Here is a 26,312-nt window from a genome sequence, read left to right on the forward strand (position 1 = left end):
CCTTGTTCCTTACATACGATTGAATTTTACACAAGTTTCAAAAAATTTACAATAGTTTTGGGGGTGAATGCTCGAAAGAGTTTGTGAATACAATACGGTAGCTTACTTCAAGGAGGAGCGTAATGAAGAAGAAGAAAATCGAACAAAAAATGAAAGAGTTAACGAGAGAAGCACTTAAACATCAACAGGGAAATGGTGCTTTTCGTTTTTGCTTTGAAAATAGTCTTTTAACAGATGCGATGATGATTGTATTAATACGGATGCTTGATCTTCCAGAAAAAACGTTATTAAATGCTCTTGTTCAACGCCTTTTATCAAAACAATCGAAAGAAGGGTATTGGAAGTTATATGAAGACGACCAGGGCGATCTGTCTGCAACCGTTCAGGCTTATTATAGTCTCTTATATTCAGGTGAAATAACCCCTGAAAAAATTGAAATGAAAAAAGCGAAACACTATATCCAAAAATGGGGAGGGATTGAAAGGGTAGATTCGATGACTGCCATTTTTCTAGCATTAAACGGTCACCTAAAATGGCCTCGCTTAGGTCATATCCCATTGCTCTTTCTACTTATTCCACAGGCTTCCCCAATCTCTTTCTATGACTTAAGCTCTTATGCAAGAGCGCATTTTGCACCTATTCTTTTATGTCAGGATCTTCGTTACTCCATTACAACGAAGTGGACGCCTGATCTTACTGATTTACTTATGAAGGATCGATCCATAACATCCAGTATCGAGCAAGCGTGGAATGCTGTGAGTCAGTTCCCTTCAAACATCCTATACACGGCAAGAAAACAAGCCGAACAATATATGCTTCAGAGAGTAGAAGAAGATGGCACATTATTGAACTATGCAACGGCTACTTTTTTTATGATCTACGCGATGTTGGCACTTGGGTATGAAAAAAACGCTCCTGCCATATTACGTGCTTTTCATGCACTGAAAGGAATGGTTTGGTATTCTGAATCTCATCTTCAAAATTCACCTTCAACAATTTGGGATACTGCTCTTCTCTCCTTAACGTTACAAGAAGCGGACTTAGCCCATACAGCACCAGCTACGTGGCTAGCTAACCATTATTTAGTCAACCATCAGCAGACGAAATATGGGGACTGGTCCATTACAAAAAGAGGAATCGCACCAGGGGGATGGGGATTTTCTGAGGGAAATACCATTCATCCAGATATAGATGATACAACGGCTGCATTAAGGGCATTAAAAGATATGAAAAATGAATCAAAACGTTGGCAACAAGGAGTCAGTTGGGTTCTGGCTATGCAAAACCAGGATGGAGGTTGGCCATCGTTTGAACCGGATCGCGAGGGATTATTATTGAAGGATTTGCCAATTGATGGGGCGAGCTCATCTTTTCCGGATGATTCATCGGCAGATTTAACTGGAAGAACGATTGAGTTTTTATGTAACTATGCCGAACTCAATCGTGAGCATCCTTCAATTAGAAGAGGGGTCAACTGGTTGATTCAAAATCAAGAAAGGGATGGCTCATGGAGAGGCAGATGGGGGATTTGTTACATCTATGGTACCTGGGCAGCTTTAACCGCATTAAAAGCAGCTGGCTATTCTTCTGATTTTCTTCCAGTTCATAAAGGGATTCAGTTTCTAAAAAAAATTCAGAGAGAAGATGGGGGATGGGGAGAGTCCTGTCGAAGTGATCGTCAAAAGAAATATGTTCCTTTACATTTTAGTACGCCATCACAAACTGCATGGGCTGTTGATGCATTATGTATTTGCAAAGAAACAGGTGAATCGCTAAATCGAGGTGTGGATTACCTCCTTAAAGAATCATTTGATATAGAAGAACGAACTTATCCTACAGGGGCGGCGTTACCAGGAAGCTTTTATATCCGGTATCACAGTTATGATGTGATTTGGCCACTCCTAGCGCTTACTCACTATAAAAAGCTACAAATAAATCTGTAAAAAAAGGTACTAGAGAGGCGTACAGTTTCGCCTCTCTAGTGCATCATGGTGATTCCACACCACTTTTTTCAATTTCTTTGACAGTGATTTCTCCTGCACCACGAGGGATTTTAACCGTGTGAATGGTTTTGGCTTCTAACGATCTTGCAATGGCATTCGCTGCTTCGGAAGGGTCAATTTTATCTCCGCAGGTATAGACGTCTACTGAAGCATAGCCATGTTCGGGGAAACTATGAATGGTTAAGTGAGATTCAGCTATAATAACGGCGCCACTTATGCCCTGTGGTTCGAAAGGATGAAAAACAACATCTCTTATCTCCGCTCCTGCTTCAAGGGCCGCGCTAGCGAATGTTTCCTCTATATAGACTAAGTCGTTTAATTTTTCTTTGTTACAGTTCCACATTTCAGCAATGATATGGTGACCAAGTGTTTCGATAATAAATAGCCTCCTTTTAAACTACATCCTTGTATAGTGTTGATTACAGGAATTGCTTTTATGCAGGATATCCCCTCAAAGAGGAAGAAATAAACCTATAGAAAAGCTTTAAGATTGACACGTTATGTTCAAATGTTTAAACTTAAGAACGATAAGAGCGATTTATAAGGAGAGTGTAAGGTGGAACATATTGCTGAAAAAATAACAATGCAAAAGGAATATTACTATACAGGAGAAACAAAATCCTATTCGTTTAGAAAGAAACAGCTTGAAACATTAAAAGAGATTATTAAGGAGTACGAAACTGAAATTTTACAAGCGCTTAAAGATGATTTGCACAAATCAGAATGGGAGGCTTATACGACTGAAATTGGTTTCCTTCTAGAAGAAATTAAGTTTACCTTAAAACATTTAAAAGAGTGGATGACGCCTGAGAAAGTAAAGTCTCCTGTTACTCATTTTGGCTCGAAAAGCATCATCCATCGAGAGCCTTATGGCGTCACCTTAATTATTGCACCTTGGAATTACCCCTTTCAACTTCAGTTAGCTCCACTAGTAGGAGCGATCGCATCCGGCAACTGTGCGGTGTTAAAGCCATCAGAATTAACACCTGCTGTCTCTACTCTTATAAGTAAAATGATTCGTGAAGTCTTTCCTGAAAAGTATATTGCTGTTGTTGAAGGGGGAGTTGAAACAAGTACAGAACTGTTAAAACAACCGTTTGATCATATCTTTTTCACTGGAAGTGTTCCGGTAGGTAAAATTGTGATGGAGGCGGCTGCCAAACAACTCATTCCTGTTACCTTGGAGTTGGGTGGAAAAAGTCCTGCGATTGTTGATAAAGATGCTGATATAACTCTTGCTGCCAAACGAATTATGTGGGGGAAATTCACCAATGCAGGTCAAACGTGTATTGCGCCTGATTATTTGTATGTTCATAGTGACGTGAAAATGGCATTAATTGAACAAATGAACAATGTGCTACTCGAATTCTATGGTGAAGATCCTATTTCAAATGAAAACTACGGTCATATTGTTAGTAAGCGTCATTTTGATCGATTAAAAAGCTTTTTAGCCGATGGAGATGTACTAATTGGAGGACAGCACAAGGAAAGTGATCGAGTCATTGCGCCGACGATTATGGACAATGTCTCTTGGGAAGATTCAGTGATGCAAGAAGAGATTTTCGGTCCGATTTTACCAGTGATGGAATTCACAGATCTTTATCAGATTATTGATGAAGTTCGTCGCCGACCAAAACCGCTTGCACTGTACTTTTTCTCTGAATCTGAAGAAAAGCAAGAAGTGATTAATTCCTCTATTTCCTTTGGTGGTGGGTGCATGAACGATACATTTATGCACATCGTCTCTCCTTATTTGCCATTCGGTGGCGTAGGAGCCAGTGGTACAGGCAGTTACCATGGGAAAGCGAGCTTTGAAGCCTTCTCACATCAGAAAAGCATTGTGAAACAAACAACGAAATTTGATTTTTCATTTCGATATCCATCTGCAAAAAATGGCCTAAAGATCATCAAAAAGATTATGGGGTAAGAACGTTTTCTTCTTTAGTGTTTTACTCTGTCATGGTATGATTACGGAAAAGCTGTTCATTTGGCGCAGCTCTATCATGGACGTAGGAGGAATAAGAAATGAGTAAAGGTGTCATTAGTCTAGGGGAAGCATTAATCGATTTTATTCCTCTTGATAAAGATAATCTGACGTATCAAAAAAGCCCGGGGGGAGCTCCAGCAAATGTAGCAGTTGGTCTTGCTCGACTAGGCGTTAACTCTACTTTCCTTGGAAAAGTTGGCGATGATGTACTTGGACGATTTCTTCAAGAAACGTTAAAAGATTATGGCGTAGATGTCTCTACCATGATTCTAACTGAATCTGCACGAACAGGCGTTGTATTTGTAACGAATGCTGAAAATGGGGAACGGAGCTTTGATTTTTACATAAATCCAAGTGCGGATCGCTTCTTGAACGTGGAAGAAATTAGCGACCAATTATTTGAGCGTCATCGAATTCTTCACTTCGGATCGATTTCCATGATTAGTGAACCATCTCGAACTGCTACGAAGAAAGCAGTTGAAAAAGCGAAGGAGAATGGGTTGCTCATTTCTTATGATCCCAATTTACGACTTGGTCTATGGGAAAGCGAAGATCGTGCAAAAGAAACGATTATTTCTATGTTATCTGAGGCTGACATCTTAAAACTCTCTGAAGAAGAACTTACTTTTATAACGGGTGAAGAAACTGTCGAAGCCGGAATTAAAAAGCTAGCTCATTACCGTATTCCAGTCATATTCATTACGATGGGTGGGGAAGGTAGTCTTGTTTATACACCCGACTATTCACTCAGGGTTCCTGCGATGAAAGTGAAAGCAGTCGATACGACAGGTGCGGGGGATGCATTCGTATCTGGAATTCTTCATGGATTCAACGAATATAAAGGCTCACTCTCAGAGCTATCGCGTGAAGAACTTGAGCGAATGACGCAATTTGCTAGCGTTTCGGGCGCTTTAGCAGCTGCAACAAAAGGAGCCATGACGGCCCTGCCATCGAAAGAAGAAGTGGAAGAAATTTTATTGAAAGAATCGAAATAAACAGGTGCCCCGTACGGTTACGGGGTGCTTTTTTGATTTAAATAGAATCAATCCTATCCAAAACTAGAATGAAAACTAGCTGTAAGATACAATGAAAAAGGAACGAATCAACTATTTGGAGGTGCTTCTTATGAATCAGGAATTTTTACTTGAATTATTATCAACTCCTTCACCATCTGGAGCTGAAATGGAAATCCAGCATAAATGGATGAACTATGTGAAGGAATTTGCTGATGAAATGAAAACAGATCATGCAGGAAATGCGATTGGCATTCTTAATCCCAATGCTGAATATAAAGTTTTACTTGCAGGGCACTGTGATGAAATTGGCTTTATGGTGAAGAAAATCGACAAGGATGGATTTATTCGTGTAGAAAAATTAGGCGGTATTAGCCATAAACCGGCTATAGGCATGAAGGTAACGATTCTTGGTACGCATGGAAAATTAACAGGGGTATTTGGTGTAAATGCTGAGCATCATGGGGGAGCAAAAGAATTCAATTTCGAAGATCTATACATAGACTGTGGTGCGACTTCGAAAGAAGAGATTGAAAAGTATGTTCAAATAGGGGATTTAGCTGTTTACAAACGAGAAGTTGAACACTTATTAAACGACAGGATAAGTGGTAGAGGTCTGGATAATCGCACAGGAGCGTTTATCGTCGCAGAGGTTCTTCGGAAAGTTGCAAAGCGAAATCCTAAAGTAGGAGTATATGCCGTTAGCACAGTCAACGAAGAAACAAACATGGGTGGGGCATATTTTGCTGGTGCAGGTATTCAGCCAACGATGGCGATTGCCTGTGATGTCACGTTTTCGTCTGACTATCCTGGAATTGATGCAAGAAAGCATACAGAGGTCAATCTTGGAGACGGGCCAGTTCTTGCAAAAGGAGCTCCAATCAATATTAAAATCAACCAGCTGCTCGAAAAAGCTGCAAAAAAGCTTAATCTTAACCTGCAGTATGAATTAACACCTAGAATGACCGGAACCGACGCTGATAAACTTCGTCTTACAGGCTACGGTGTTCCCGTTTCGCTCGTATCTCTTCCGCTACGTTATATGCATGCGCCAGTAGAGACGGTCAGTCTAAAAGACATGCAGGAAGAAATTGATTTGTTAGTCGAAATGATCGCTGATTTAACGGGTGAAGAAAGTGTTAATCCGTTAATTAAATAATAATATTGACAAAATTGTGACAATGGTGCTAAGATGACAGAGTGAAAAAATTACGGTAAAGGAGAGTGTGTGTGATGAGACATGGTTTAAAAGAAAGAGTCCAACAAATTTCATGTACTCATAGACGCACTTTGCCAGGGAAGTAACCCCTTTGTCACCAAAAGGAATCGGCACGCGTCTTAGACGTGTGCCTTTTTTATGTCTAATGTGTTGAGACATAGCCGCATGCGGTTATGTCTTTTTTAAATTTCTGAAAATGGTGACAGTGTCTTGAGATGGTTATGGAAATGGCGGTCTCTCAATCATTGAAACAATGGTGGGGAAAAGATTGGAGGGAAGAGAATGTTTTCGATTTTACGCAAGTTGAGTTGGTTTTTTAAGCAGCATTGGAAGCGCTATAGCATTGCCATCGGATTGTTAATTTTAGGTGGAATTCTAGAAGTTATTCCACCTAAATTAATTGGAATGGCGATCGATGAAATTAATGTAGGAAGTTTAACGTGGGAAAGCTTACGACATTATCTATTCTTTTATGCTGCGTTATTAATTGTCGTTTATTTGGTTACGTATGTATGGATGTACCAACTATTTGGAGGTGCTTTTCTAGTTGAAAGAATGCTTCGGTCTCGATTTATGAAACATCTCCTTAAAATGACGCCATCTTTTTACGAAAAAAACCGAACTGGGGATTTAATGGCAAGAGCAACAAATGACCTTAAAGCTGTATCGCTTACAGCGGGATTTGGTATTTTAACTTTAGTCGATTCAACGATCTTTATGTTTCTTATTTTGGTTACGATGGGTGTTTTGATTAGTTGGAAGCTAACGCTAGCAGCTATTCTTCCTCTCCCATTAATGGCTCTTGCAATGAACCGCTACGGGAAGATTATTCATAAACGCTTTACTGCTGCTCAAGATTCATTCGGGCATATGAATGATCAAGTGCTAGAGTCGATTGCAGGGGTGCGGGTAACGCGAGCTTATGTTCAGGAAAGAGCAGATCAACAAAAATTCCAAACCTTAACAGAGGATGTGTACAACAAAAACATTGAAGTAGCAAAGGTAGATGTCCTGTTTGAACCGACGATTAAAGTTCTAGTAGGTATCAGTTATTTAATTGGTTTAGGTTATGGAGCGTATCTTGTTTTTCACAAAGTTCTCACGCTAGGTGAGCTCGTCTCATTCAACGTGTATCTTGGGATGCTGATCTGGCCAATGATTGCGGTGGGCGAACTCATCAATGTTATGCAACGCGGAAATGCCTCATTAAACCGTGTGTTGGATACGTTATCTCACGAAGAAGATGTTAAGGAACATCATTCTCCGAAAAGCATTCATTCACCTGGCACTATTGTATTTGAGGAAGTGCGGTTCACGTACCCATCCTCATCTGTCACAAATTTAGATGATATTTCTTTTACCCTGAAAAAGGGGCAGACGCTAGGCATCGTTGGGCGAACGGGGAGTGGAAAAACAACTTTGCTTAAACAATTGCTAAGAGAATATCCAGTTGGGGATGGGAAGATTAGTATATCTGGAATACCGATCGAGGAGTTTTCTCTTGAAACTCTTCAAAAATGGATTGGATATGTTCCTCAGGATCAAATGTTGTTCTCTCGAACTGTGCGAGAAAATCTTCTTTTTGGTAAGAAAGATGGAACTGACCAAGAGGTTGATCGCGTGCTCCATCTGGCCGATTTTAAGAAAGACATTCACCTTCTTCCTCAAGGGCTAGAAACGCTTGTAGGGGAAAAAGGAGTGGCTCTCTCAGGAGGCCAAAAGCAGCGTGTCTCAATTGCTCGAGCACTCATGATTGACCCAGAGATTCTTATCCTGGATGATGCAATGTCAGCGGTAGATGGGAAAACAGAGGCGCAAATTCTTTCCAATTTACGTAGGGAGCGTACGGGGAAAACGACGCTTATTGCCACACATCGACTCTCGGGTGTAAAGCATGCTGATTGGATTGTTGTGCTAGAAGAAGGCAAAGTCATTGAGGAAGGCACCCATGAAGCCCTTCTTGCTCAAAAAGGATGGTACCGGGAGCAATATGACAGACAGCAGCTTGAAGATTCGCTGAAGGAGGTGCTGTAAATGAATCGACATGTAGGTAAGCGCCTAGTAAAATATGCGCTTGGATTTAAGAAAAGTATTATCATTGCACTTCTGCTCCTAACCGTTGCTGTTACAGCGGAATTATCTGGTCCTTTCATTGCTAAACGGATGATTGATGTTCATATTCTGGGAGTGGAATATCCATGGTATGAATCTGAAGAAGGAGAGGACGCTGTTCGATACGAAGGCGAGTGGTATAAACGGAGTGATCATTTTAAGGAAAATGAAGTGAAAGGAGAGGAAGTAAGGGTTCTTCAAGTTGGTCGTGAGTATTACTTTATTGATGAACCGATCGCTTTTGATGGAGAGAGAGTAATAGAGGAAGATACGCTTACGATTCAAAAAGATGGAGAACAACGATCCTATGAGGCTTCAGAAATAAGCAATGAACAGCTGCTTGCTTTTTATCAACCTCAAGTTGAACCAATGATCTGGCTCATTGCTCTTTACTTTGGACTTCTTGTTTTTGCTTCATTTTTTGAATATGGTCAGGGGCTACTCTTGCAAACTTCAGCCAACCGAATTATTCAAAAAATGAGAACAGATGTCTACGCGCAAATTCAGCGCTTGCACATCAATTACTTTGATAATTTGCCAGCAGGAAAGGTAGTGGCAAGAATTACGAATGATACAGAGGCGATACGTGAACTCTATGTCACCGTGCTCGCAACTTTTTTTACGAGTATTTTTTATATGACTGGAATTTTCATCGCTCTGTTCTTGCTGGATGTAAAGCTTGCCTTTATTACATTAACAATCGTTCCCCTCCTCTTTGTTTGGATCATTGTTTACCGCAAATACGCTTCGAAATTTAATAAAGTGATTCGGACGAGGGTAAGTGACATCAATGCAATGATTAATGAATCCATTCAAGGGATGTCGATCATCAGAGCGTTTAAACGCCAACAAATGACGGAGCAGGAATTTGAAGAGCTAAATGATAGTCACTTTACTTATCAAAATAAGTTATTAAATTTAAATTCCTTAATGTCTCATAACCTCGTAAACATTTTGAGGAATATCTCTTTTGTAGCATTAATCTGGTATTTTGGAGGTGCGTCGCTTACTACAGGTACCATGATTAGTCTTGGTGTTCTCTATGCTTTTGTCGATTACTTAAATCGATTGTTTCAACCAGTTACGAACATGGTCAATCAGCTTGCTAATTTAGAACAGGCATTGGTGGCCGCAGACCGAGTCTTTGAGCTCCTTGATGAAGAAGGGGAAGATGTAGCAGATGGGAGTTTTCCACGCTATGATGGAAATGTCACTTTTGATGATGTTTCATTTGCTTATAAAGAAGAGGAATACGTTCTGAAGAACTTGTCTTTTGAAGCGAAAAAAGGTCAAACAATTGCCTTAGTAGGGCATACTGGCTCAGGAAAAAGTTCAATTATGAATTTATTGTTCCGCTTTTATGATAATCAAAAAGGTAAGATATCCATTGATGGAGAGAACATTCAGGATATTCCAAAGCAGCAGTTAAGGCAGCATATGGCGATTGTTCTTCAAGATCCATTCTTATTCACAGGGACGATTGCGTCAAATGTCAGCCTTGATGATCCAGCGATCTCAAGAGAAAAAGTAGAAAAAGCGTTAAAAGATGTTGGGGCTGAACAGCTACTTCGTTCACTTCCTAATGGTTTTGATGAGCCAGTTATTGAAAAAGGAAGCACGCTTTCGTCAGGTCAGCGTCAGCTCATCTCGTTTGCAAGGGCATTGGCGTTTGATCCGGCAGTGCTAATTCTTGATGAAGCGACTTCAAATGTTGATACCGAAACGGAAATGATTATTCAGAACGCTCTCGATATTTTGAAAAAAGGACGTACGACCTTTATCATTGCGCACAGATTGTCAACGATTCGAGAAGCAGATCAAATTCTTGTTCTTCATCAAGGCGAGATCGTTGAGCGAGGCGATCATGACCAATTGATGCAGCAAAAAGGAAGATATTTTCAAATGTATCAACTTCAACAAGGAAAAAAGGTTGAGCAAGCCGTATAAGAGAAAATGATTAAAAGCCGTAGCTTAAAAACTACGGCTTTTGCGTTGGAGCACCTGGTGGAAGGTAGGGGGGAGGTGATTTTAGCCACCCTCTTTTTTCCATTAATGTTTTAAAATCCGAAGCAAAAAGGAGAATGTGAGTTTGGAACTCAAGAAACATTAAACCCACGTCGGTTCGTATAGACTGAGAAACGGTTGTTGCACAGAGGATATTTACAGAGGCGAGCTTCAGAGAAATCCCATTTGCAATTTCATCGTCTGTTAGCTTCACACCCATTGGAATCGTTTCTGAAGAAGAATCAGGCTTTGCTTCAGAAGTTGGTGGAAGCGGAACCCCTTCTTTTATTAGAAAATGTTTTAGTTTATTCTGGTCCTTAACAGAAGCATCAAATATCTCCTGTGTCTTTTTCTTTAATTGCTCGTCATCAGTAGTATTTAATGCCATCCGATAAAAAACTTGTGCTTCTTTAAAAATTGCAAAAGTCGTCCAACAGTTCATAACTTCCCCAACATGTAACGGCGGTTTTGGCTCATTGTCAGTATGGGATTGTAGTATGCCAAGCATTGATTTTAAAATAGATTTCATCTTCAGCTACCTCCTCTATCCTATAATGGTTCAGGAGGTAATAAATTATGTGCGTTTGTCTAAAAGGAGCTGGTAAATAAACGTTATTGCTATTTACCTAGAAGATGGACGAAAACCAGCCGCTTCTGCTTCCGTTGTGCTACAAAACATTTCTTCTGCTTTCGTCATTTCGTAATAAGAACCTTCAGGAACATGATAGATTTTTTCACCTTTTGAATTAATGTTTCCTTTGATTTGGCACTTTTCGTCTGGGTCTTTTTCTGAAATAGAAGATTCAGGTGTTTCGGTATCTTCGTTAAACCCTTCTTCCTGGACATAGTCTTCCATGCTCCAAATGCCCTTTCCTTCTTCTTGAGCTTGGCGCTGTATTTTTTGAAATTGATCGACATATTTTACGTTTGGTTGATAAATGTACGCGACCCTTGCGAGACCTTCTTCAAGAAGCATTTCGTTAAACATCTGATTACCGATCCATACGTATGCGAGCAGTCTACCGTATTTATCACGTTCTGAAACATCAATCTCGATGCCCACTTTCTTGCCTTCTAACTGTTCTTTTGCAAATTGCGATGCTTCTGGTCCAAATGGCTGAACTGGCTTACTTGGATGTTTCGTCTCTGGTGTATCAACAAGAAGAAGTCTAATCGTTTCTTCTCGATCTTCCATTGTGATCTTTAACGTATCCCCGTCAACTACGCGGTCAACTGTGGCTGGAATTGTGTTTTCTGGAATTTCGGTATTAGAAGAGCTTACAGAACAGGCAGCTAGAAATAATAACATTAAAAGGTAGGGCAATAGGTTAAGTTTCATGGTGAGTTCTCCTTTTCTTACTTTTAGGTCTTAGACATCCTGATTTGTCATATTCTAAAAGGGGGTGATCCAATTGAATCACGGATGTATTTACTGTGAGAAAGAATTGCTCTTCCCGTGGGAAAAAAGAAGAATGGTTTGCGATGCTTGTCATTATGCGATATCAGACACGTATCATGAAGATTACCGAGAAATTGGTGAACGAAAAATAGAACAGAAATCCCGTCAATCGTGACGGGATTCTTTTTGGTTTATAGGTTTGGTTAGGGGGTCCTAGCTGCAGTGGCCAAGTCCTCGATCTCTTTTCATGTCTAACGGAGATATTTCGCTCTTTCACCAGAACACAGAGAGCGTGTTCTCGTTCAAGAGCTCCAATATCTCCGTTTCTAAACGCTCGTCTCCGCTTTTGGTGTCTAGCTGCAGCCTCCAGACCCTCGGTCACTTCACCTTTTCATCTGAACACAAAAACCGTGTTCAAATGAAAAGGTTCCAGTGCCTGCCGGGTCTAAACGGAGGCTTCCGCTTTTCATGTCTAGCTGCGACTCGCAGAAACTGCGATATTTCGCTCTTTCACCAGAACACAGAGAGCGTGTTCTAGTTCAAGAGCTCCAATATCTCCGTTTCTAAACGCTCGTCTCCGCTTTTCTTAATACCTTTTAACGGCTAGGGTGCAGCGGGATATGCAGATTAATTCTTCTTGTTCGTCGACGATGTTGATTTCCCAGACCATGGTTCTTCTACCGATATGAATGGGTTCAGCGATGGCTCGGACGACGCCGTCTTTTTTACTGCGTAGGTGGTTTGCGTTGATTTCCATTCCGAAAGTTGCTTCGTTTTCTTCGTTTAGATTGAGCGTGCCTCCGATGCTAGCTGCTGATTCTGCAAGCGCAACAGATGCGCCACCGTGAAGAAAACCAAGTGGTTGGTGAGTACTTGGGCCGACTGGCATTTCAAGGACTACTTTCTCAGGAGTTAATGTAATGGCTGTAATTCCTAGTGCCTCGAGCATTGTGTTTTCGAATTCCATCAAATTCCTCCAATTCAGCTGTAGCGCCAAGCCCTTAAAGCTAACGCCTTCACTGTTTTCTATGTACTTATTTACAGTATACACGAGCGAACTACTAGAAAAAGTAAAAATTCAACAGAAAATCCGTTCAATTTCATCTAGCTGAGTTCTTCTTTTTGCTTTCGCGAATATAGGGGGAATTACTTTAATGACGTAAAAAAGCCAGAGACTGCGTTCGTCTCTGACTTGAGTGCTTATCAAATAAAGTACGCGAGCAATAAACCAACCGCCATTAATAGTCCAAACTGAGTGTGCATTTGAGCGGTCGCTTGCATAGCTGGCATCATTTGAGCCGCCTCTTTTTTTCCTTCAAACAACCGAATGGCTTTAAATGCTTTAGGTATGCTTAGAATAATTAACAGTAACCACAAAGATGAATCAATTGTAATGATAAGTGCGACAACCCATAGATAAGACACAATAAACATCCATTCTAAAAAGGTCACGGCTTTATCATGTCCAAGTAGAATCGCGAGTGTTTTACGTCCTTTTTCTTTGTCACCTTCTAGGTCACGGATATTGTTCGCCATAAGAATGCCGCCAACAAGAATGGAAATAGGAATCGAAACGAGAATACTTTCAAATGTAATGACGCCTGTTTGAATGAAAAATGAAAGTAAGACTAGAATGAGTCCCATAAAGACGCCGGCGGCAATTTCGCCAAATGGCGTATAGGCAATTGGGTATGGGCCACCAGTATAAAAATATCCTGCAGCCATACAAATGGAACCAATAACTGCAATCCACCATGTTGTCAGGATACAGATGTAAACTCCTAAGAGAATGGCCACTCCAAAGAAAATCAAAGCAAGGTTCAATACCGTTCTAGCACTAACTCCATCTCGTACGATGGCGCCTCCAATTCCTACGCTACCAGCGTGATCAAGACCCCTTTTGAAATCATAGTATTCATTAAACATATTTGTTGCTGATTGAATAAGGATAGAAGCGATCATCATCGCCATAAACAATCCAAAATGTAATGTATGACTTTGAAGGGCAAGCATTGTGCCCAGAAAAACCGGGACGAAGGAAGCTGTTAATGTGTGGGGTCTTAATAGTCGCCACCACACCTGCCATGTTGGTTTTGAAGGCGTCACTTTGTTCAGCTTATCGTTGCTGTTGTTCATACGCTCTTCCATAGAATCATGTCTCTCCCTTAAAATAATAAACTTCTTAAAAATTCCCCATGTAACCATTATAGTTTAAAAAAACGGATAAGGGGTGTCAATCCTTTTGTCAATATCAAGAAGTCTCTGTCAATAGAAAAAGGCTAATTAACTGCTGACGATTCATATGCCTTTAGCTTCTTTCGATCTGAGAAGGGGACAAAAAAAAACGATCACCATGAAGTGATCGCATTTGTGGAATTAATAATAATAGGGGTAAGGATATGGTCGGAAAAACGCGATGCTTCCTAAACCTACGCCTAATAATCCGCCAAGAAATCCGCCTGCAAAAGCGCCGAAGAAAAACATTCCGGGGCCCTCGGGATGTTGTGGTCCATCACAATTGCGATTTAAAGGGCGAATATAGACGAATTCATCATCAACGTCTTCAATATGGCCTCTGTGCAATTGACCGTCATGGCATTTGATTTCAACACATTGTCCAATATGCTGACGACAAACTCCATGATAATAGTGTCTGGACATGTGAGACACTCCCTCATCATTTAGTGTAGAGACGACAATTTCCCATCGTCTACTTTTATCAGTGTATGCTCACCAATTATTTTGCTAAGGGCACTTGCGGAGCATTAAAATGGTTTTTTTAACGCAGATGGGGAATCAATACATAAGAAGGTCGCATAAACGGTCAAACACCTTCGTTGACAGTCTTAGCTACACAGGTGTATCCTTTAATTAACTGTGGCCGAGGCTAACTCGGTCTGCTTTTGCATGGACAGAAAGTTGGGGGGAGAAGTCGGTGTCTACATTACAACATCAAGAACTATTTAGCCTGCTTCATCAAGGTGTTAGTAAGGCAGAAAAGCGGGGAACGTCTGTACTTGTTAGTCAGGTGCTATCAGTAGCTGCTGTCGATCCCCTCTCCTTTTATGCAGCAGGTTCGTTTACTTATAAACATGATCGAACGTTTTGGTCTGATCCAGAGAACGATACGACCATTGTTGGTCTCGGACGAATGAACCAATTTCAAGCCGAGGGCGATCGCTTCCGTACAATAGAAGAAGAGTGGCAGCGGTTTCTTGAGCATTCTGTTATTGAAGGGGCGCCATCACGGCCAGGCGTCGGACCTGTACTGCTTGGTGGTTTTTCCTTTGATCCTCTTGCACCTAAAAGTGGTGAGTGGCGAGGGTTTCCTGAGGGCGGTATGGTCCTTCCTGAAATTATGCTAACTTCCGCACTTAATCAGTCCTGGCTTACAATTAACGCTGTGGTAAGTAAAGACGACGATCCAGAGAAACTCTCAGATGAGCTTCTCGAGCAACATGCTAACCTGTTAAACAAAATAACGGCTGTGCACCCACAGAATGAGTGTGCATTTTCTATAGAAGAAATTAAACCTGTTCAATGGAAAGAAACTGTTCGAAGTGCGGCTCGGAATATACGAGAAGGTCAGCTGGATAAAGTAGTCCTGGCTAGAGAGATTAAGTTGCAATCCACTCAGTCATTTTCTTCTACACGAGCGCTTTCGAATTTAAAAGATCAGCAAAGCGACAGCTATGTGTTTGCATTTGAATACGGAGAAAAATGTTTTCTTGGTGCCTCACCTGAACGGTTAGTAAAACGGGAGGGACATCAGGTATATTCAACGTGCCTTGCTGGATCGATTCAACGAGGAAAATCAGAAGAACAAGATCAAGCGCTTGGACAAGAACTACTTCATGATCAAAAAAATCGAATCGAACACGATTTAGTTGTTCAAATGATTCGAACGGCAATGGAAGAAGAGTGTGAATTTGTTCAAGTTCCATCAACACCTGAAATTTTAAAAACACCTCATATTCAACACTTGTTTACCCCAGTTGTAGCAAGGGCTGGCGCAAAAACAAGTCTTCTACGGATGGTTGAACGATTGCACCCTACACCAGCGCTTGGAGGATATCCTCAGGTGGAGGCGGTAAATGAGATTAAACGAATTGAGAATCTTGATCGTGGCTGGTATGCTGGCCCGGTTGGGTGGGTTGATTATCAGGGAAATGGTGAATTTGCTGTTGCCATTCGATCAGGTTTATTACATGACGATCAGGCTACGCTCTATGCAGGGTGCGGCATCGTTGGAGACTCAGACCCTGATAGTGAATTTGAAGAAACAAAAATGAAGTTTAAACCGATGCTAACTGCACTTGGAGGTAAGAAATATGACTGATCAAGAAATTTTATCAAGCTACGTTGGTTCATTTGTTGATGAGCTTGTCCGATCAGGCGTAAGACATGCGGTTGTTAGTCCAGGATCGCGCTCTACCCCGCTTGCAATGATGATGGCCGAACATCCGTTATTAAAAGTCTGGATGCACATCGATGAGCGATCTGCTGGTTTCTTTGCCCTTGGCATGGCCAAATCGCATCAAGAACCAGTCGCTCTTCTTTGTTCTTCAGGTACAGCTGGAGCGAATTATTATCCAGCAGTAATTGAAGCTGCTCAATCCAATGTTCCATTGATCGTATTGACTGGTGATCGCCCACATGAGCTTCGTGACAATGGAGCCCCACAAGCGATTGACCAAATCAAGCTATATGGCGACTATGTGAAGTGGTTTATGGAAATGGCGATGCCTTCCTCGTCTCCAGATTTAAACCGATATGTTCGAACAGCGGCTTCTCGAGCGACAGCCGTTTCGTCGAGTGTTCCATCTGGTCCCGTGCATCTTAATTTTCCATTTAGAGATCCCTTAATACCAGATCTTGCTTATTCAGGCCTTTTTTCTCACGGCCGGGACGATCATAGTCCGTGGGTAAAGGCTACGGATCATCTACATGTTCTAAGTGAAGAGGTCATAGCAGAGTATGCAAACAAACTGGTTGGAAAGAAAGGCATTATTGTAGTGGGGCCACAAGACAGTGACGAATTAGCTGAGTCATTGTTTTCTTTTGCTGAGAGGTTAGGTTATCCCGTTTTAGCGGATCCCCTTTCAAAGTGTCGCCATACTGAGTCTCCTAACCTTATTGAAGGATATGACGCGTTTCTTAGAGGTGATGTTGATTCGCTTCTTTACCCTGAAGTGGTCATTCGATTTGGTGCAATGCCAGTTTCAAAAGCTTTTATGCTCTTTATGAAGAAAGTAGCTAGTCCTATTCAAATTGTTGTCGATGAGAGAGGCTGGAGAGACCCAACGCTTTCTAGTTCTGATATGCTAACAGTTTCTCCTAGCTCATTCGTGAACAGTCTTCTTCCTGCTGTAGGAAGGGTCGACCTTAAGGAAACAGGTTGGTTAGACAAATGGAAGACCGTTAACCAAATAACTCTTAAATTACTTCACGAAGATTTGGATACTGATGGGCTATTCGAGGGTCACGTGTTTAGAGAATTAGGGAAAGTGATGAGTGAGGGAGAGCTTCTTTTCGTAGGGAATAGTATGCCAATTCGGGACATGGAAAACTTTTTCTTACCAGAAAATTCTCGCCCGACCGTAATGGGAAATCGAGGGGCGAATGGGATTGATGGCATTGTCTCTACAGCCATTGGAGCAAGTACGGCCTATTCTTCTAGCGTTCTAGTTATTGGAGACCTTTCTTTCTACCATGATATGAATGGTCTTCTATTAGCGAAGCTATATGAAATCAACTTAACGGTCATTGTGGTTAACAACGATGGGGGAGGAATATTCTCATTTCTACCCCAACGTGAGCAGAATCATCACTTCGAGCAACTATTCGGAACGCCACATGGTCTAAATTATGAGCATGCGGCGGCTTTATATGAGGCAAGCTTTGAACGTATATCAAATTGGGACGAGTTTAAAGAGGCTTATGTAAAAAGTCAGAACCACCATGGTCTAAGCATTATAGAAGTTCCCACTGATCGTGATTCAAATCTTGTTCTTCATCGCGAAATGTTTGAGAAGGTTTCGAGAGAAACTGCCATCGTGTTACAGGAGTGTTCGAAATCATGATCTATACGATTGAAGGGCAGCCTTTTTACGTTGAAATAGAAGGTGAGGGGGAACCTCTTCTTTTATTGCACGGCTTTACTGGGTCAAGCGCGAATTGGTCTCCGTTAATGAAAGAGTTGGCACGGTACTATAAAGTGATCGCTCTAGATTTAATAGGGCATGGTGCAAGTGGAAAACCAGATGATATGACGCATTATACAATGGAGTCGATGGGAGATTACTTAAAACAGCTCTTACAGGTGCTTCAGATCGATCACGCGCATGTGCTTGGCTATTCCATGGGCGGGCGTTTTGCTCTCTCTTTCACTGTGCAACATCCTGATTGTGTTAAGACGCTTATTCTTGAAAGTAGCTCTCCTGGCCTTGTTACGAAAGAAGAAAGAGAGGAGCGAAGGCAAAAGGATGAACGGCTGGCAAGACGGATTCTAAATGATGGCTTGTCATCGTTTGTTGATTTTTGGGAGAGCGTTCCGTTATTTGCTTCACAAAAGAATCTCCCTTTACATGTTCAAGAGGAAATAAGAAAACAGCGTTTGAGCAATACTGAAAGAGGACTGGCAAACAGTCTTATTGGAATGGGTACAGGGGTTCAGTCTTCTTATTGGGAAGTGTTAGAGAATGTAGCGATTCCCGTCCTTCTTTTAGTAGGAGAGTACGATCGAAAGTTCATTTCAATTGGTAAAAGAATGAAAAATTTGTTCCCTCAAGCTGATTTTGTGCAAATAAATGACGCAGGGCATACAATTCATGTAGAACAACCTGAAATCTTTGTTAAAATGGTAGTAGCTTTTCTAAAAAAGCATGCAGATTCTTATCTGTAAATTTTGGTACATAGGAAAGGAGAATTTCAAAATGATTCAATGGAAGACTGAACGTGAATTTGAAGATATTCTTTATGAAACGTATGATGGGATCGCTAAGATCACAATTAACCGTCCAGAGGTGCGTAATGCATTTACACCAAGAACGGTTAATGAACTAATTACAGCTTTTTCATTTGCGAGAGACGATTCTAATATTGGCGTGATCGTACTTGCAGGAGCTGGAGACAAAGCATTTTGTTCTGGTGGAGATCAAAGTGTTCGAGGTCATGGTGGATACGTTGGCGATGATGAGATTCCTCGTCTAAATGTATTAGATCTTCAACGTCTTATTCGCGTAATCCCTAAACCGGTTATTGCGATGGTATCTGGTTATGCAATTGGTGGAGGCCATGTTCTACACGTTGTATGTGACCTTACAATTGCTGCTGATAATGCGATCTTTGGACAAACTGGCCCTAAAGTTGGGAGCTTTGATGCTGGATACGGCGCTGGATACCTTGCTCGTATCGTAGGGCATAAGAAAGCCCGTGAGATCTGGTACCTATGCCGTCAATATAACGCTCAAGAAGCACTTGATATGGGTCTTGTTAACACGGTTGTTCCTCTTGAACAGCTTGAAGCTGAAACCGTGCAATGGGCTCAGGAAATGCTAGAAAAGTCACCGACAGCCCTTCGTTTCCTTAAAGCTTCTCTTAACGCTGACACAGATGGTCTTGCAGGTCTTCAACAAATGGGTGGAGATGCAACACTTCTTTATTACACAACAGAGGAAGCGAAAGAAGGACGCGACTCATTTAAAGAAAAGCGTAAGCCGGACTTCAAACAGTTCCCACGTTTTCCTTAAATCGATTGTATGTAAACAGCTTGATGGGTACCCATCAAGCTGTTTTTCAAATAGGGAAAGGAAAGGATGATACAGATGGAGACGATGCCAAACTGGCTACATAAACGTGCCTCTATCACGCCTGAGCGATTGGCGCTGATTGATAACGATACACAGCTCACTTATAAGCAATTGCAAGAAAAGGCTGTTACAATGGCACATGCTCTAAAAGCTGAAGGGATTGCAAAAGGAAAGCATGTAGGCTTCTTTATGGAGAATGGGATCGAGGCAGCCGTTTGCTTACATACTCTGATGTATATAGGCGCTGTTATTGTTCCACTAAATCATCGATTAACAGGACCTGAGCTGGCGTTCCAGATGGACGATGCTGAGCTTTCTTATGTGATAACCGACCTATCACTTTCGAAAAAAGCTCACGAAGCATTGAAACCAACTACTGTGAATATCCTTACCTGGCAAGAAATTCGACCGTTTATCTATCAGTTAGAGGGATTAGAAACAACGATTGAGTTGAACCAGCTTCATACGATTATGTACACATCTGGTACAACAGGTAAACCTAAAGGTGTGATGTTAACATATGGGAACCATTGGTGGAGTGCGATTAGTTCAAGTCTTAACATGGGGTTACATATGAATGATCGCTGGTTATGTGCCGTGCCGATGTTTCATATGAGTGGCCTGTCTATTCTATTAAGAAGTGTTATTTATGGCATAACAATGGTTGTTCAAGAGCGTTTTGATCCGCATGTCGTTAATCAATCGATTCAACAAGACGAAATTACGATTGTATCGGTAGTAAGCGCTATGCTAAAGAAAATGCTCGATGACCTGGGGACAAATCAGTACCCAGACACGTTACGCTGCTTGTTGCTTGGCGGAGGTCCAGCTCCTTATCCGCTCTTATCCATTTGCGAAGAAAAGCAGATTCCTGTCTTTCAAACATTTGGAATGACGGAAACAGCATCACAAATCGTGACGCTCTCACCAGAGTATATGCTTCATAAACAGGGATCTGCTGGGAAAGCTCTATTTCCTTCAGAAGTAAAAATTAGCGATAATCATAAAGAGCTTCCAGCATTAGAGCATGGGGAAATACTTGTTAAAGGGCCAACTGTAACAAAGGGATATTGGAAACGAGGTGAAGCGACGAAAGCTGCATTGGAAGATGGCTGGCTTCATACAGGAGATATTGGTTTCCTTGATGAAGAGGGTTTTCTCTTTGTATTAGATCGAAGAAAAGACCTGATTCTTTCTGGTGGTGAAAATGTGTATCCAGCAGAAATTGAAGCGGCGATCCTCGAACATTCTGATATTGAAGATGCTGGTGTGACCGGCATCCAAGATGAGCGCTGGGGAGAAGTTCCGGCTGCTTTCGTTGTTAGTAAAAATTCGTTGTTAACGGATGAGCAATTACTCGATTATCTATCAGAGCGTCTTGCTCGGTATAAATTGCCTAAATCAATAACCTTTGTTAAGGCTCTTCCAAGAAATGGAGCGAATAAACTTCAGCGGAATTTATTAGTGGGAGAAACAGAATGATTATTGAGTCAGTGACGCTTCATCATATAAAAATGAACCTCAAGTCTCCTTTTCGAAATAGCCTTGAAACGGTGTTCGATCGAGAGTTAATTATTGTAGAAGTGAAAGACGCTGAGGGGGAAGTTGGTTTTGGAGAAGGGGTAGCATTTCAAACACCGTGGTATACGGAAGAAACCCTTAACACGTCCTGGCATATGTTAAGAGATGTCATGATCCCCCTTCTTAAATCCCGTTCCATTTCACACCCTTCTGAGGTAGATCGCATGTTATCAGGAATCAGGAGAAACCCAATGGCAAAGTTTGCGATAGAAGGGGCAATATGGGACTTATACGCAAAAAAAGAAGGCATCAGTTTAGCAGAAGCATTAGGTGGCACTTCAAAGAAAATTAAAGCAGGTGTTGCGGTGGGTGCTTCTGATCCTGACACGATGCTTGAAGAAATAAGCAATCGAATTTCGGAAGGCTACGAGCGGATTAAAGTGAAGATAAAGCCTTCTCAAGATGTTTCCATTCTAAGAGCCATAAGAGAACGCTATCCGAATTTATCTTTGATGGCAGATGCAAATTCCGCCTATTCGCTTCAAGAATTGAACCAATTAAAAGCACTCGATGCCTTTAATCTTCTAATGATTGAACAACCTTTAGCTGCTGATGATATTGTGGATCATGCTATACTCCAAAAAGAATTAAAGACTCCGATTTGTTTGGATGAAAGTATTACTTCATTCGATGATGCACGTCGAGCGCTTGATTTAAACAGCTGTCAGGTAATTAATATTAAACCTGGTCGTGTTGGTGGATTAACTGCAAGTAAAAAGATTCATGATTTATGTAAGTCAAAGGGTGTCCCGGTCTGGTGTGGCGGCATGCTAGAATCTGGGATCGGGAGGGCGCACAATATAGCTCTTTCAAGCTTATCTAATTTTATTCTCCCGGGAGATGTCTCAGCTTCTACCCGATATTGGGAAAAGGATATAATTGATCCCGAAGTAGTCGTGAAAGATGGATGCATTGACGTTCCACAAGGGAAAGGTATTGGATATGAGATGGACCGGAATGAACTGGAACGAGTAACAATAGTGAAAGAAGTTTATTGAGTTCATTGGAAAAGGCAGAACCTGTTCAAGGTCCTGCCTCTTTTTATACTTCTGAATTTTTCACAAGACGTGCGTCGAATATAAACGGTCCGAATGGAATGACGGATGAGACAACGGCAAGCGTCGCCTTAATAAAAGACCAGCGCTTTACAATGGTAACGTAAAGGATAACGGCGAGATAAAGAACAAATAATCCGCCGTGTAGCGCTCCAACAATCGATACGGCCATTGGCATGCCCATAAAGTATTTAAGAGGCATCGCGATTCCTAATAGCAATAGAAACGATATTCCTTCTGCATAACCGACCCCTCTGAATAGTTTTAACGGTTGTTTCAACAAATGGAGTTCACTCCTTTATAGTGAGCTATAGTGTCCTGATTCATAGGAACAGAATCATACAATTTACAACCAGTATATCAATCCTCGTCCCTGAATAGAAGTTGAAGTTATCTCGATTTCTTGACAGTTTTCAGTCATGAATTTCGAGTATAGTCATTTGTAGGAAAAAGTGAAATTTTAACTTTAATGAGAAATGACTTCATTTACTTTTTAAGGTTTCTATGAAAAACGTATTATCAGAACATTTAGTACTAACGCAGTGTTTTCACTTCTTTTGGAAGGGAGGATTGCTTATCGCCCTCATTATCGAGTAGAATGAATATGGACCAAAAATCAACTCTGAAGGAGATTTGTATGAACAACAATAAAAAAGCAATCTTTATATACATTCCAAAGTCCAAAGTTGATGAAGCCAAAAAAAACATGAAGAAAAATGATTAATAGATAACAAAAAAGGAAGTCGAGCCTGAGTAATGCAGGCTCGACTTCCTTTAGTTATAAGTAATAGTAAAATTTCAATTGCCTCATAAATAATAAAAAGGTTTAAATAAATGAGATGATCGCTGCGATGACGGCGATTGCGCCAATAATCATAAGGATTGTACGTACCATTGCTATTCCTCCTTGATAAAGTCAATTTAGTTTATCCATAGCTTTATGATTGTTGTCTTCTAGAATAAAGCACTAACAACAAATGCAACAACGACGACAATTCCGATAATAACTAGAACTTGTTTTAACATGTTGACTTCCTCCTTAAATATAGCAATGTTCTTTGCTACTATTGATATACCCTTTACACTTTTTATATCAAACCTTTTTTCATGAATAATAGGTCTAAAAGACTAACGAAAGGATACTGTTTTTCTAATAAGATGCCATAACGGCTAGATTCTATGCACGATTAGTTGTAAATAACTAAAAACCAGCCTTGCCCATATAAGGGGAGGCTGGTTTATATGCGATCTATTATTGATGAAGATTCACTTTCATACGCTCTTGTTGAAAGAATTCCTTTAACTCCGGGTTAAGGTAATCCGGCTCCTTATCATTTAAGTTCAGTCGAATCAGCTTACCTTCAAGGTAGTCCATTATTCCGATAATCGTACCGTTTCCAAGCTGTTTCTGAAAGATGGTTTCGTAACGAATGCTGCTCATCGGAGCCCTCCTGTTGCGCGTTTTTTTCTACTATAGCACGTTTGAAAGGCGAAATCCGTAAGTTAAACGTCTCTTAAATGATTTGTAATCAAAGCGCAACAATGCTTAACACGATGACATCATTCAGACTTATTTAACGGGCTTTTGTGATACAATCATTGGCCGATCACATAACGGACATGATTTTTCAGAAGGTTGTTTTTTCCCTTCAATCTTCATCCATCCTTTGCAGAATTCACTGCTACAAACCCATGCTTTCATTGTTTTGCCCTCTTGCGTTATTTTCTTTTTAAACGCATCTGTTAAAAAGCGAGACACTGGTGTTTGTTTGCCGAGATGTTTTTCCGGAGAACAAATATAAAGTTCTTCTTTGGCGCGTGTAATCGCGACGTAACAAAGTCGACGTTCCTCTTCAAGATCTGCAGTTGGATTTTTCATGTATAGCTGCTTTTGAGAAGCTTCTTTATCCTTCATCGAGCTAAGTGCAGAGACGTGTGGCAATATTGTTTCAGAGGCGCCAATGACATAAACAACAGGGAATTCCAGTCCTTTTGCTTGATGAATCGATAAAAGGGATAGTGCGTTCGTGGCGCTTGCCTTTTGTTTGTGTTCATTGAATCGTTGGATGATCCGATCAACATAAGCTAGAAATTCAGGTATAGTTTCAAAGCGAGAGCTTGAGAACTCTAGCTCGTCCATCATTTCTTTAAGGGTTGTTTTGTGAACCGTTAAGGCTTCGTCGTTTGCACTATCTAGGTGTTTCATATAATCATCCCGTAATAATTGAATGGCTTTCTGTGGTTGATGCCGCTTTGCTTCTTGAATCAGGCGTATACGTCGATCAATTGACTTCTTTTGGAAATCACGAAGCGTTTTCCAAGACTTTAGATGAATCAAAGGAAAATCAACCGGATCTACAAAATCTTCCATCTCAATATGACGCATGCCTGCTTCTTGATTAATAAATAAAGATGGAAGGATAGCGGCTGTTGCATCTAGATTTTGATGTTCATATGCAAGACGAAGATGTTCCATCATGCCTTTAATGACGGACTGTTCATAAAAGACCTGTTTCATTCCCTGCGCATTAAATGGAATATCCTGTTCAATTAATTGTTCAAAGATAGCTCGTGCATTCGTATAGGTTCTCGTCAATATTGCGATATCTTTCCAGTCTCTTTTCTGTTCGCGGATATGACGAAGAACGTATCCTGCTTCATCTTCTGTAGTGGCAGGTCTGAGATAAAACGGTTGTTTTCCATCTTTATTCGTCGCATTCATCGTTTTGGCTCTACGGTAGGTGTTATGTTTAATCACATGATTACCAAGTCCCACGATTGGAGGGGCGGATCGATAATTTGTGTCCAATGTCACAACTTCTGCATCTGGATAGGTTCGATCAAATTCTAAAATAATGGAGCTATTCGCACCATTAAAGGAGTAGATGACCTGATCGTCATCTCCAACGACAAATAAATTGTTCTGTGGAGCAGCGATTTGCTTAATCAGTTCGTATTGGATCGGATTCGTATCTTGAAATTCATCAACTAAAATGTACTGAAACCGATTTTGCATTTTTTGAAGAAGGGACGAGTTTTGATTAAATTCTCGATACATAAAAACAAGAATATCATCAAAATCCATATAGTGATTGGCTGTCTTCCACTCTTCGTATTCCGTATAAGCTTTTTTCAGTTCTTCCGTTTCTTTTTGATCGGGAACATCGCTCGGTTCCATCATTTTAACTTTACAAGATGAAATTGATGAAAGCATAATTTCCGGTAAAGAAGCTTCTGGACTTTTCATCTTTTTTAAAATGTTTTTCATAATGATTTGCTTATGACGATCACTATTTAATATCTTTTGATTATAGCCGAGACTTCTTAATAATTTCAGAAATATGGAATGGAAGGTCCCTGCTGTTAATCTCCCTGAGTCTTGAGGGGAGACACCTGGTAAGCGACTAATCCGCTGACGCATTTCTTCAGATGCTTTTCTGGTGAAAGTAATAAGGAGAATACTAGAAGGGTCTTTCTCCTTTACAGTCATAAGGAAAGCAGTTCGTGCTGTTAAGACGGAGGTTTTTCCGCTTCCAGCCCCTGCAATTGTTAGAAGAGGACCTTCTGTATGTTTGACTGCTCTTGTTTGAGGTTCATTTAGACGTATCCCTTTTTCTTCTAATGCATGAAAAAAAGCCTGTTCTGCTTCATCTTCCAACGGTCTGATAGACGAATGGGGTGTTAATGGAGCAGAAAGGTCCGATTCAGTCACTGCTTGATGCGGTGTTGTTGTAAAATTCATGATCATCACCTGAGTTCTTATGGATTCATCCCCTCATTTTAACACAAAATTGAGCCATTTCGTTTCTCATGAAAAGATTAATGTTGATCTGAAACGGGTAAAGTGACAAACACGATAGGATAAAAAGGAGGAAAGAGCGATGGATAAATTTATTCAGGTAGTAGTCGATCATGATAAGAAACAGTTCCATGTAGAGCCAGAAGCAACGAAAGATACAAATTACGACGAGCGTGTTGAGGAAGCGAAGAAGCAGGGCCGTGACGTGGGGTCTTTTCACTCCCGACTTGACACAGTTGAGAAAACAATTGATGCAGCTCAGCATGAATACAAAGGATATAGCCATTCGGAGGTTAGTCCTGTTTAATTTATCATGGAGGTGAGAAGCA

At 40.9% G+C, this 26,312-nt stretch carries 23 protein-coding genes; 14 read left to right on the forward strand and 9 right to left on the reverse strand.

Annotated features, from left to right (window positions below; all coding sequences use genetic code 11):
• The first annotated feature begins 122 nt into the window (after nt 1-122).
• Nucleotides 123-1,943 carry a terpene cyclase/mutase family protein gene (locus LC090_RS05595; RefSeq protein ID WP_226656068.1) on the forward strand — a complete coding sequence of 607 codons (1,821 nt, stop codon included), beginning with the start codon at nt 123-125 and terminating at the stop codon, nt 1,941-1,943.
• A 43-nt stretch (nt 1,944-1,986) separates the two neighbouring features.
• Here LC090_RS05595 and speD read toward each other — a convergent pair whose 3' ends face one another.
• A complete protein-coding gene (gene speD / locus LC090_RS05600; RefSeq protein ID WP_224593757.1) occupies nt 1,987-2,379 on the reverse strand; it encodes an adenosylmethionine decarboxylase in 393 nt (130 codons plus the stop codon).
• Nucleotides 2,380-2,559: 180 nt separating this feature from the next.
• Here speD and LC090_RS05605 point away from each other — a divergent pair, with 180 nt between their 5' ends.
• The 5 genes from LC090_RS05605 to LC090_RS05625 all read left to right on the forward strand — a co-directional run bounded on the left by LC090_RS05605 (nt 2,560) and on the right by LC090_RS05625 (nt 10,281).
• Nucleotides 2,560-3,930 (forward strand): aldehyde dehydrogenase, encoded by a 1,371-nt coding sequence (locus tag LC090_RS05605; protein WP_425590625.1) that lies wholly within the window; start codon nt 2,560-2,562, stop codon nt 3,928-3,930.
• 98 nt (nt 3,931-4,028) lie between these two features.
• Nucleotides 4,029-4,985, forward strand: coding sequence for an aminoimidazole riboside kinase (locus LC090_RS05610; RefSeq protein WP_226656070.1), 957 nt, complete (start codon nt 4,029-4,031; stop codon nt 4,983-4,985).
• Between the two features lie 130 nt (nt 4,986-5,115).
• On the forward strand, nt 5,116-6,162 hold the full coding sequence (locus LC090_RS05615) for a M20/M25/M40 family metallo-hydrolase (RefSeq protein ID WP_255647988.1): 1,047 nt from the start codon (nt 5,116-5,118) through the stop codon (nt 6,160-6,162).
• Between the two features lie 342 nt (nt 6,163-6,504).
• Nucleotides 6,505-8,256, forward strand: coding sequence for an ABC transporter ATP-binding protein (locus LC090_RS05620; RefSeq protein WP_226656073.1), 1,752 nt, complete (start codon nt 6,505-6,507; stop codon nt 8,254-8,256).
• Nucleotides 8,257-10,281 carry an ABC transporter ATP-binding protein gene (locus LC090_RS05625; protein ID WP_226656075.1) on the forward strand — a complete coding sequence of 675 codons (2,025 nt, stop codon included), beginning with the start codon at nt 8,257-8,259 and terminating at the stop codon, nt 10,279-10,281.
• 31 nt (nt 10,282-10,312) lie between these two features.
• Here the strand turns inward: LC090_RS05625 and LC090_RS05630 are convergent, their stop codons facing one another.
• Both LC090_RS05630 and LC090_RS05635 read right to left on the reverse strand, forming a co-directional pair.
• On the reverse strand, nt 10,313-10,867 hold the full coding sequence (locus LC090_RS05630) for a DUF3231 family protein (RefSeq protein WP_226656078.1): 555 nt from the start codon (nt 10,865-10,867) through the stop codon (nt 10,313-10,315).
• A 93-nt stretch (nt 10,868-10,960) separates the two neighbouring features.
• The gene (locus tag LC090_RS05635; RefSeq protein ID WP_226656080.1) at nt 10,961-11,677 is read right to left on the reverse strand and encodes a thermonuclease family protein; all 717 of its coding nucleotides are present in this window, start codon (nt 11,675-11,677) and stop codon (nt 10,961-10,963) included.
• A gap of 73 nt (nt 11,678-11,750) precedes the next feature.
• Between LC090_RS05635 and LC090_RS05640 the strand changes: the two genes are divergently transcribed.
• Entirely contained in the window at nt 11,751-11,912 is a 162-nt protein-coding gene (locus tag LC090_RS05640) for a hypothetical protein (RefSeq protein WP_226656082.1), read from the forward strand.
• A gap of 411 nt (nt 11,913-12,323) precedes the next feature.
• Here the strand turns inward: LC090_RS05640 and LC090_RS05645 are convergent, their stop codons facing one another.
• The 3 genes from LC090_RS05645 to LC090_RS05655 form a co-directional block, all read right to left on the reverse strand.
• A complete protein-coding gene (locus LC090_RS05645; protein ID WP_226656084.1) occupies nt 12,324-12,704 on the reverse strand; it encodes a hotdog fold thioesterase in 381 nt (126 codons plus the stop codon).
• Nucleotides 12,705-12,940: 236 nt separating this feature from the next.
• Nucleotides 12,941-13,885, reverse strand: coding sequence for a 1,4-dihydroxy-2-naphthoate polyprenyltransferase (locus tag LC090_RS05650; RefSeq protein ID WP_425590626.1), 945 nt, complete (start codon nt 13,883-13,885; stop codon nt 12,941-12,943).
• A 228-nt stretch (nt 13,886-14,113) separates the two neighbouring features.
• Entirely contained in the window at nt 14,114-14,398 is a 285-nt protein-coding gene (locus LC090_RS05655; RefSeq protein WP_224592923.1) for a hypothetical protein, read from the reverse strand.
• 274 nt (nt 14,399-14,672) lie between these two features.
• On the opposite strand from LC090_RS05655, the gene LC090_RS05660 reads away from it, so the two are divergent.
• The 6 genes from LC090_RS05660 to menC all read left to right on the forward strand — a co-directional run bounded on the left by LC090_RS05660 (nt 14,673) and on the right by menC (nt 22,127).
• On the forward strand, nt 14,673-16,076 hold the full coding sequence (locus tag LC090_RS05660) for an isochorismate synthase (protein ID WP_226656086.1): 1,404 nt from the start codon (nt 14,673-14,675) through the stop codon (nt 16,074-16,076).
• Nucleotides 16,069-17,820 carry a 2-succinyl-5-enolpyruvyl-6-hydroxy-3-cyclohexene-1-carboxylic-acid synthase gene (menD, locus tag LC090_RS05665; protein WP_226656088.1) on the forward strand — a complete coding sequence of 584 codons (1,752 nt, stop codon included), beginning with the start codon at nt 16,069-16,071 and terminating at the stop codon, nt 17,818-17,820. Before LC090_RS05660 ends, menD begins: the two co-directional genes overlap by 8 nt.
• Entirely contained in the window at nt 17,817-18,641 is an 825-nt protein-coding gene (gene menH / locus LC090_RS05670) for a 2-succinyl-6-hydroxy-2,4-cyclohexadiene-1-carboxylate synthase (RefSeq protein ID WP_226656090.1), read from the forward strand. The genes menD and menH overlap by 4 nt, the downstream gene beginning before the upstream one ends.
• Nucleotides 18,642-18,672: 31 nt before the next feature.
• A complete protein-coding gene (gene menB, locus LC090_RS05675) occupies nt 18,673-19,488 on the forward strand; it encodes a 1,4-dihydroxy-2-naphthoyl-CoA synthase (protein WP_159783948.1) in 816 nt (271 codons plus the stop codon).
• 75 nt (nt 19,489-19,563) lie between these two features.
• The gene (locus LC090_RS05680; RefSeq protein WP_226656092.1) at nt 19,564-21,030 is read left to right on the forward strand and encodes an o-succinylbenzoate--CoA ligase; all 1,467 of its coding nucleotides are present in this window, start codon (nt 19,564-19,566) and stop codon (nt 21,028-21,030) included.
• A complete protein-coding gene (gene menC / locus LC090_RS05685; protein WP_226656095.1) occupies nt 21,027-22,127 on the forward strand; it encodes an o-succinylbenzoate synthase in 1,101 nt (366 codons plus the stop codon). The genes LC090_RS05680 and menC overlap by 4 nt, the downstream gene beginning before the upstream one ends.
• A 43-nt stretch (nt 22,128-22,170) precedes the next feature.
• Here the strand turns inward: menC and LC090_RS05690 are convergent, their stop codons facing one another.
• From LC090_RS05690 to LC090_RS05700, 3 genes are all read right to left on the reverse strand, one after another.
• The gene (locus LC090_RS05690; protein WP_226656097.1) at nt 22,171-22,467 is read right to left on the reverse strand and encodes a DUF3817 domain-containing protein; all 297 of its coding nucleotides are present in this window, start codon (nt 22,465-22,467) and stop codon (nt 22,171-22,173) included.
• Between the two features lie 969 nt (nt 22,468-23,436).
• Nucleotides 23,437-23,625 (reverse strand): hypothetical protein, encoded by a 189-nt coding sequence (locus LC090_RS05695; protein WP_226656118.1) that lies wholly within the window; start codon nt 23,623-23,625, stop codon nt 23,437-23,439.
• Between the two features lie 129 nt (nt 23,626-23,754).
• The gene (locus LC090_RS05700; RefSeq protein ID WP_226656120.1) at nt 23,755-25,926 is read right to left on the reverse strand and encodes a UvrD-helicase domain-containing protein; all 2,172 of its coding nucleotides are present in this window, start codon (nt 25,924-25,926) and stop codon (nt 23,755-23,757) included.
• Between the two features lie 139 nt (nt 25,927-26,065).
• Between LC090_RS05700 and LC090_RS05705 the strand changes: the two genes are divergently transcribed.
• Nucleotides 26,066-26,290 carry a hypothetical protein gene (locus LC090_RS05705; protein WP_226656122.1) on the forward strand — a complete coding sequence of 75 codons (225 nt, stop codon included), beginning with the start codon at nt 26,066-26,068 and terminating at the stop codon, nt 26,288-26,290.
• Nucleotides 26,291-26,312 lie beyond the last annotated feature (22 nt).

The sequence above is a fragment of the Guptibacillus hwajinpoensis genome (assembly GCF_020524165.1).
GTDB classification, from domain to species: domain Bacteria; phylum Bacillota; class Bacilli; order Bacillales; family Guptibacillaceae; genus Guptibacillus; species Guptibacillus hwajinpoensis_D.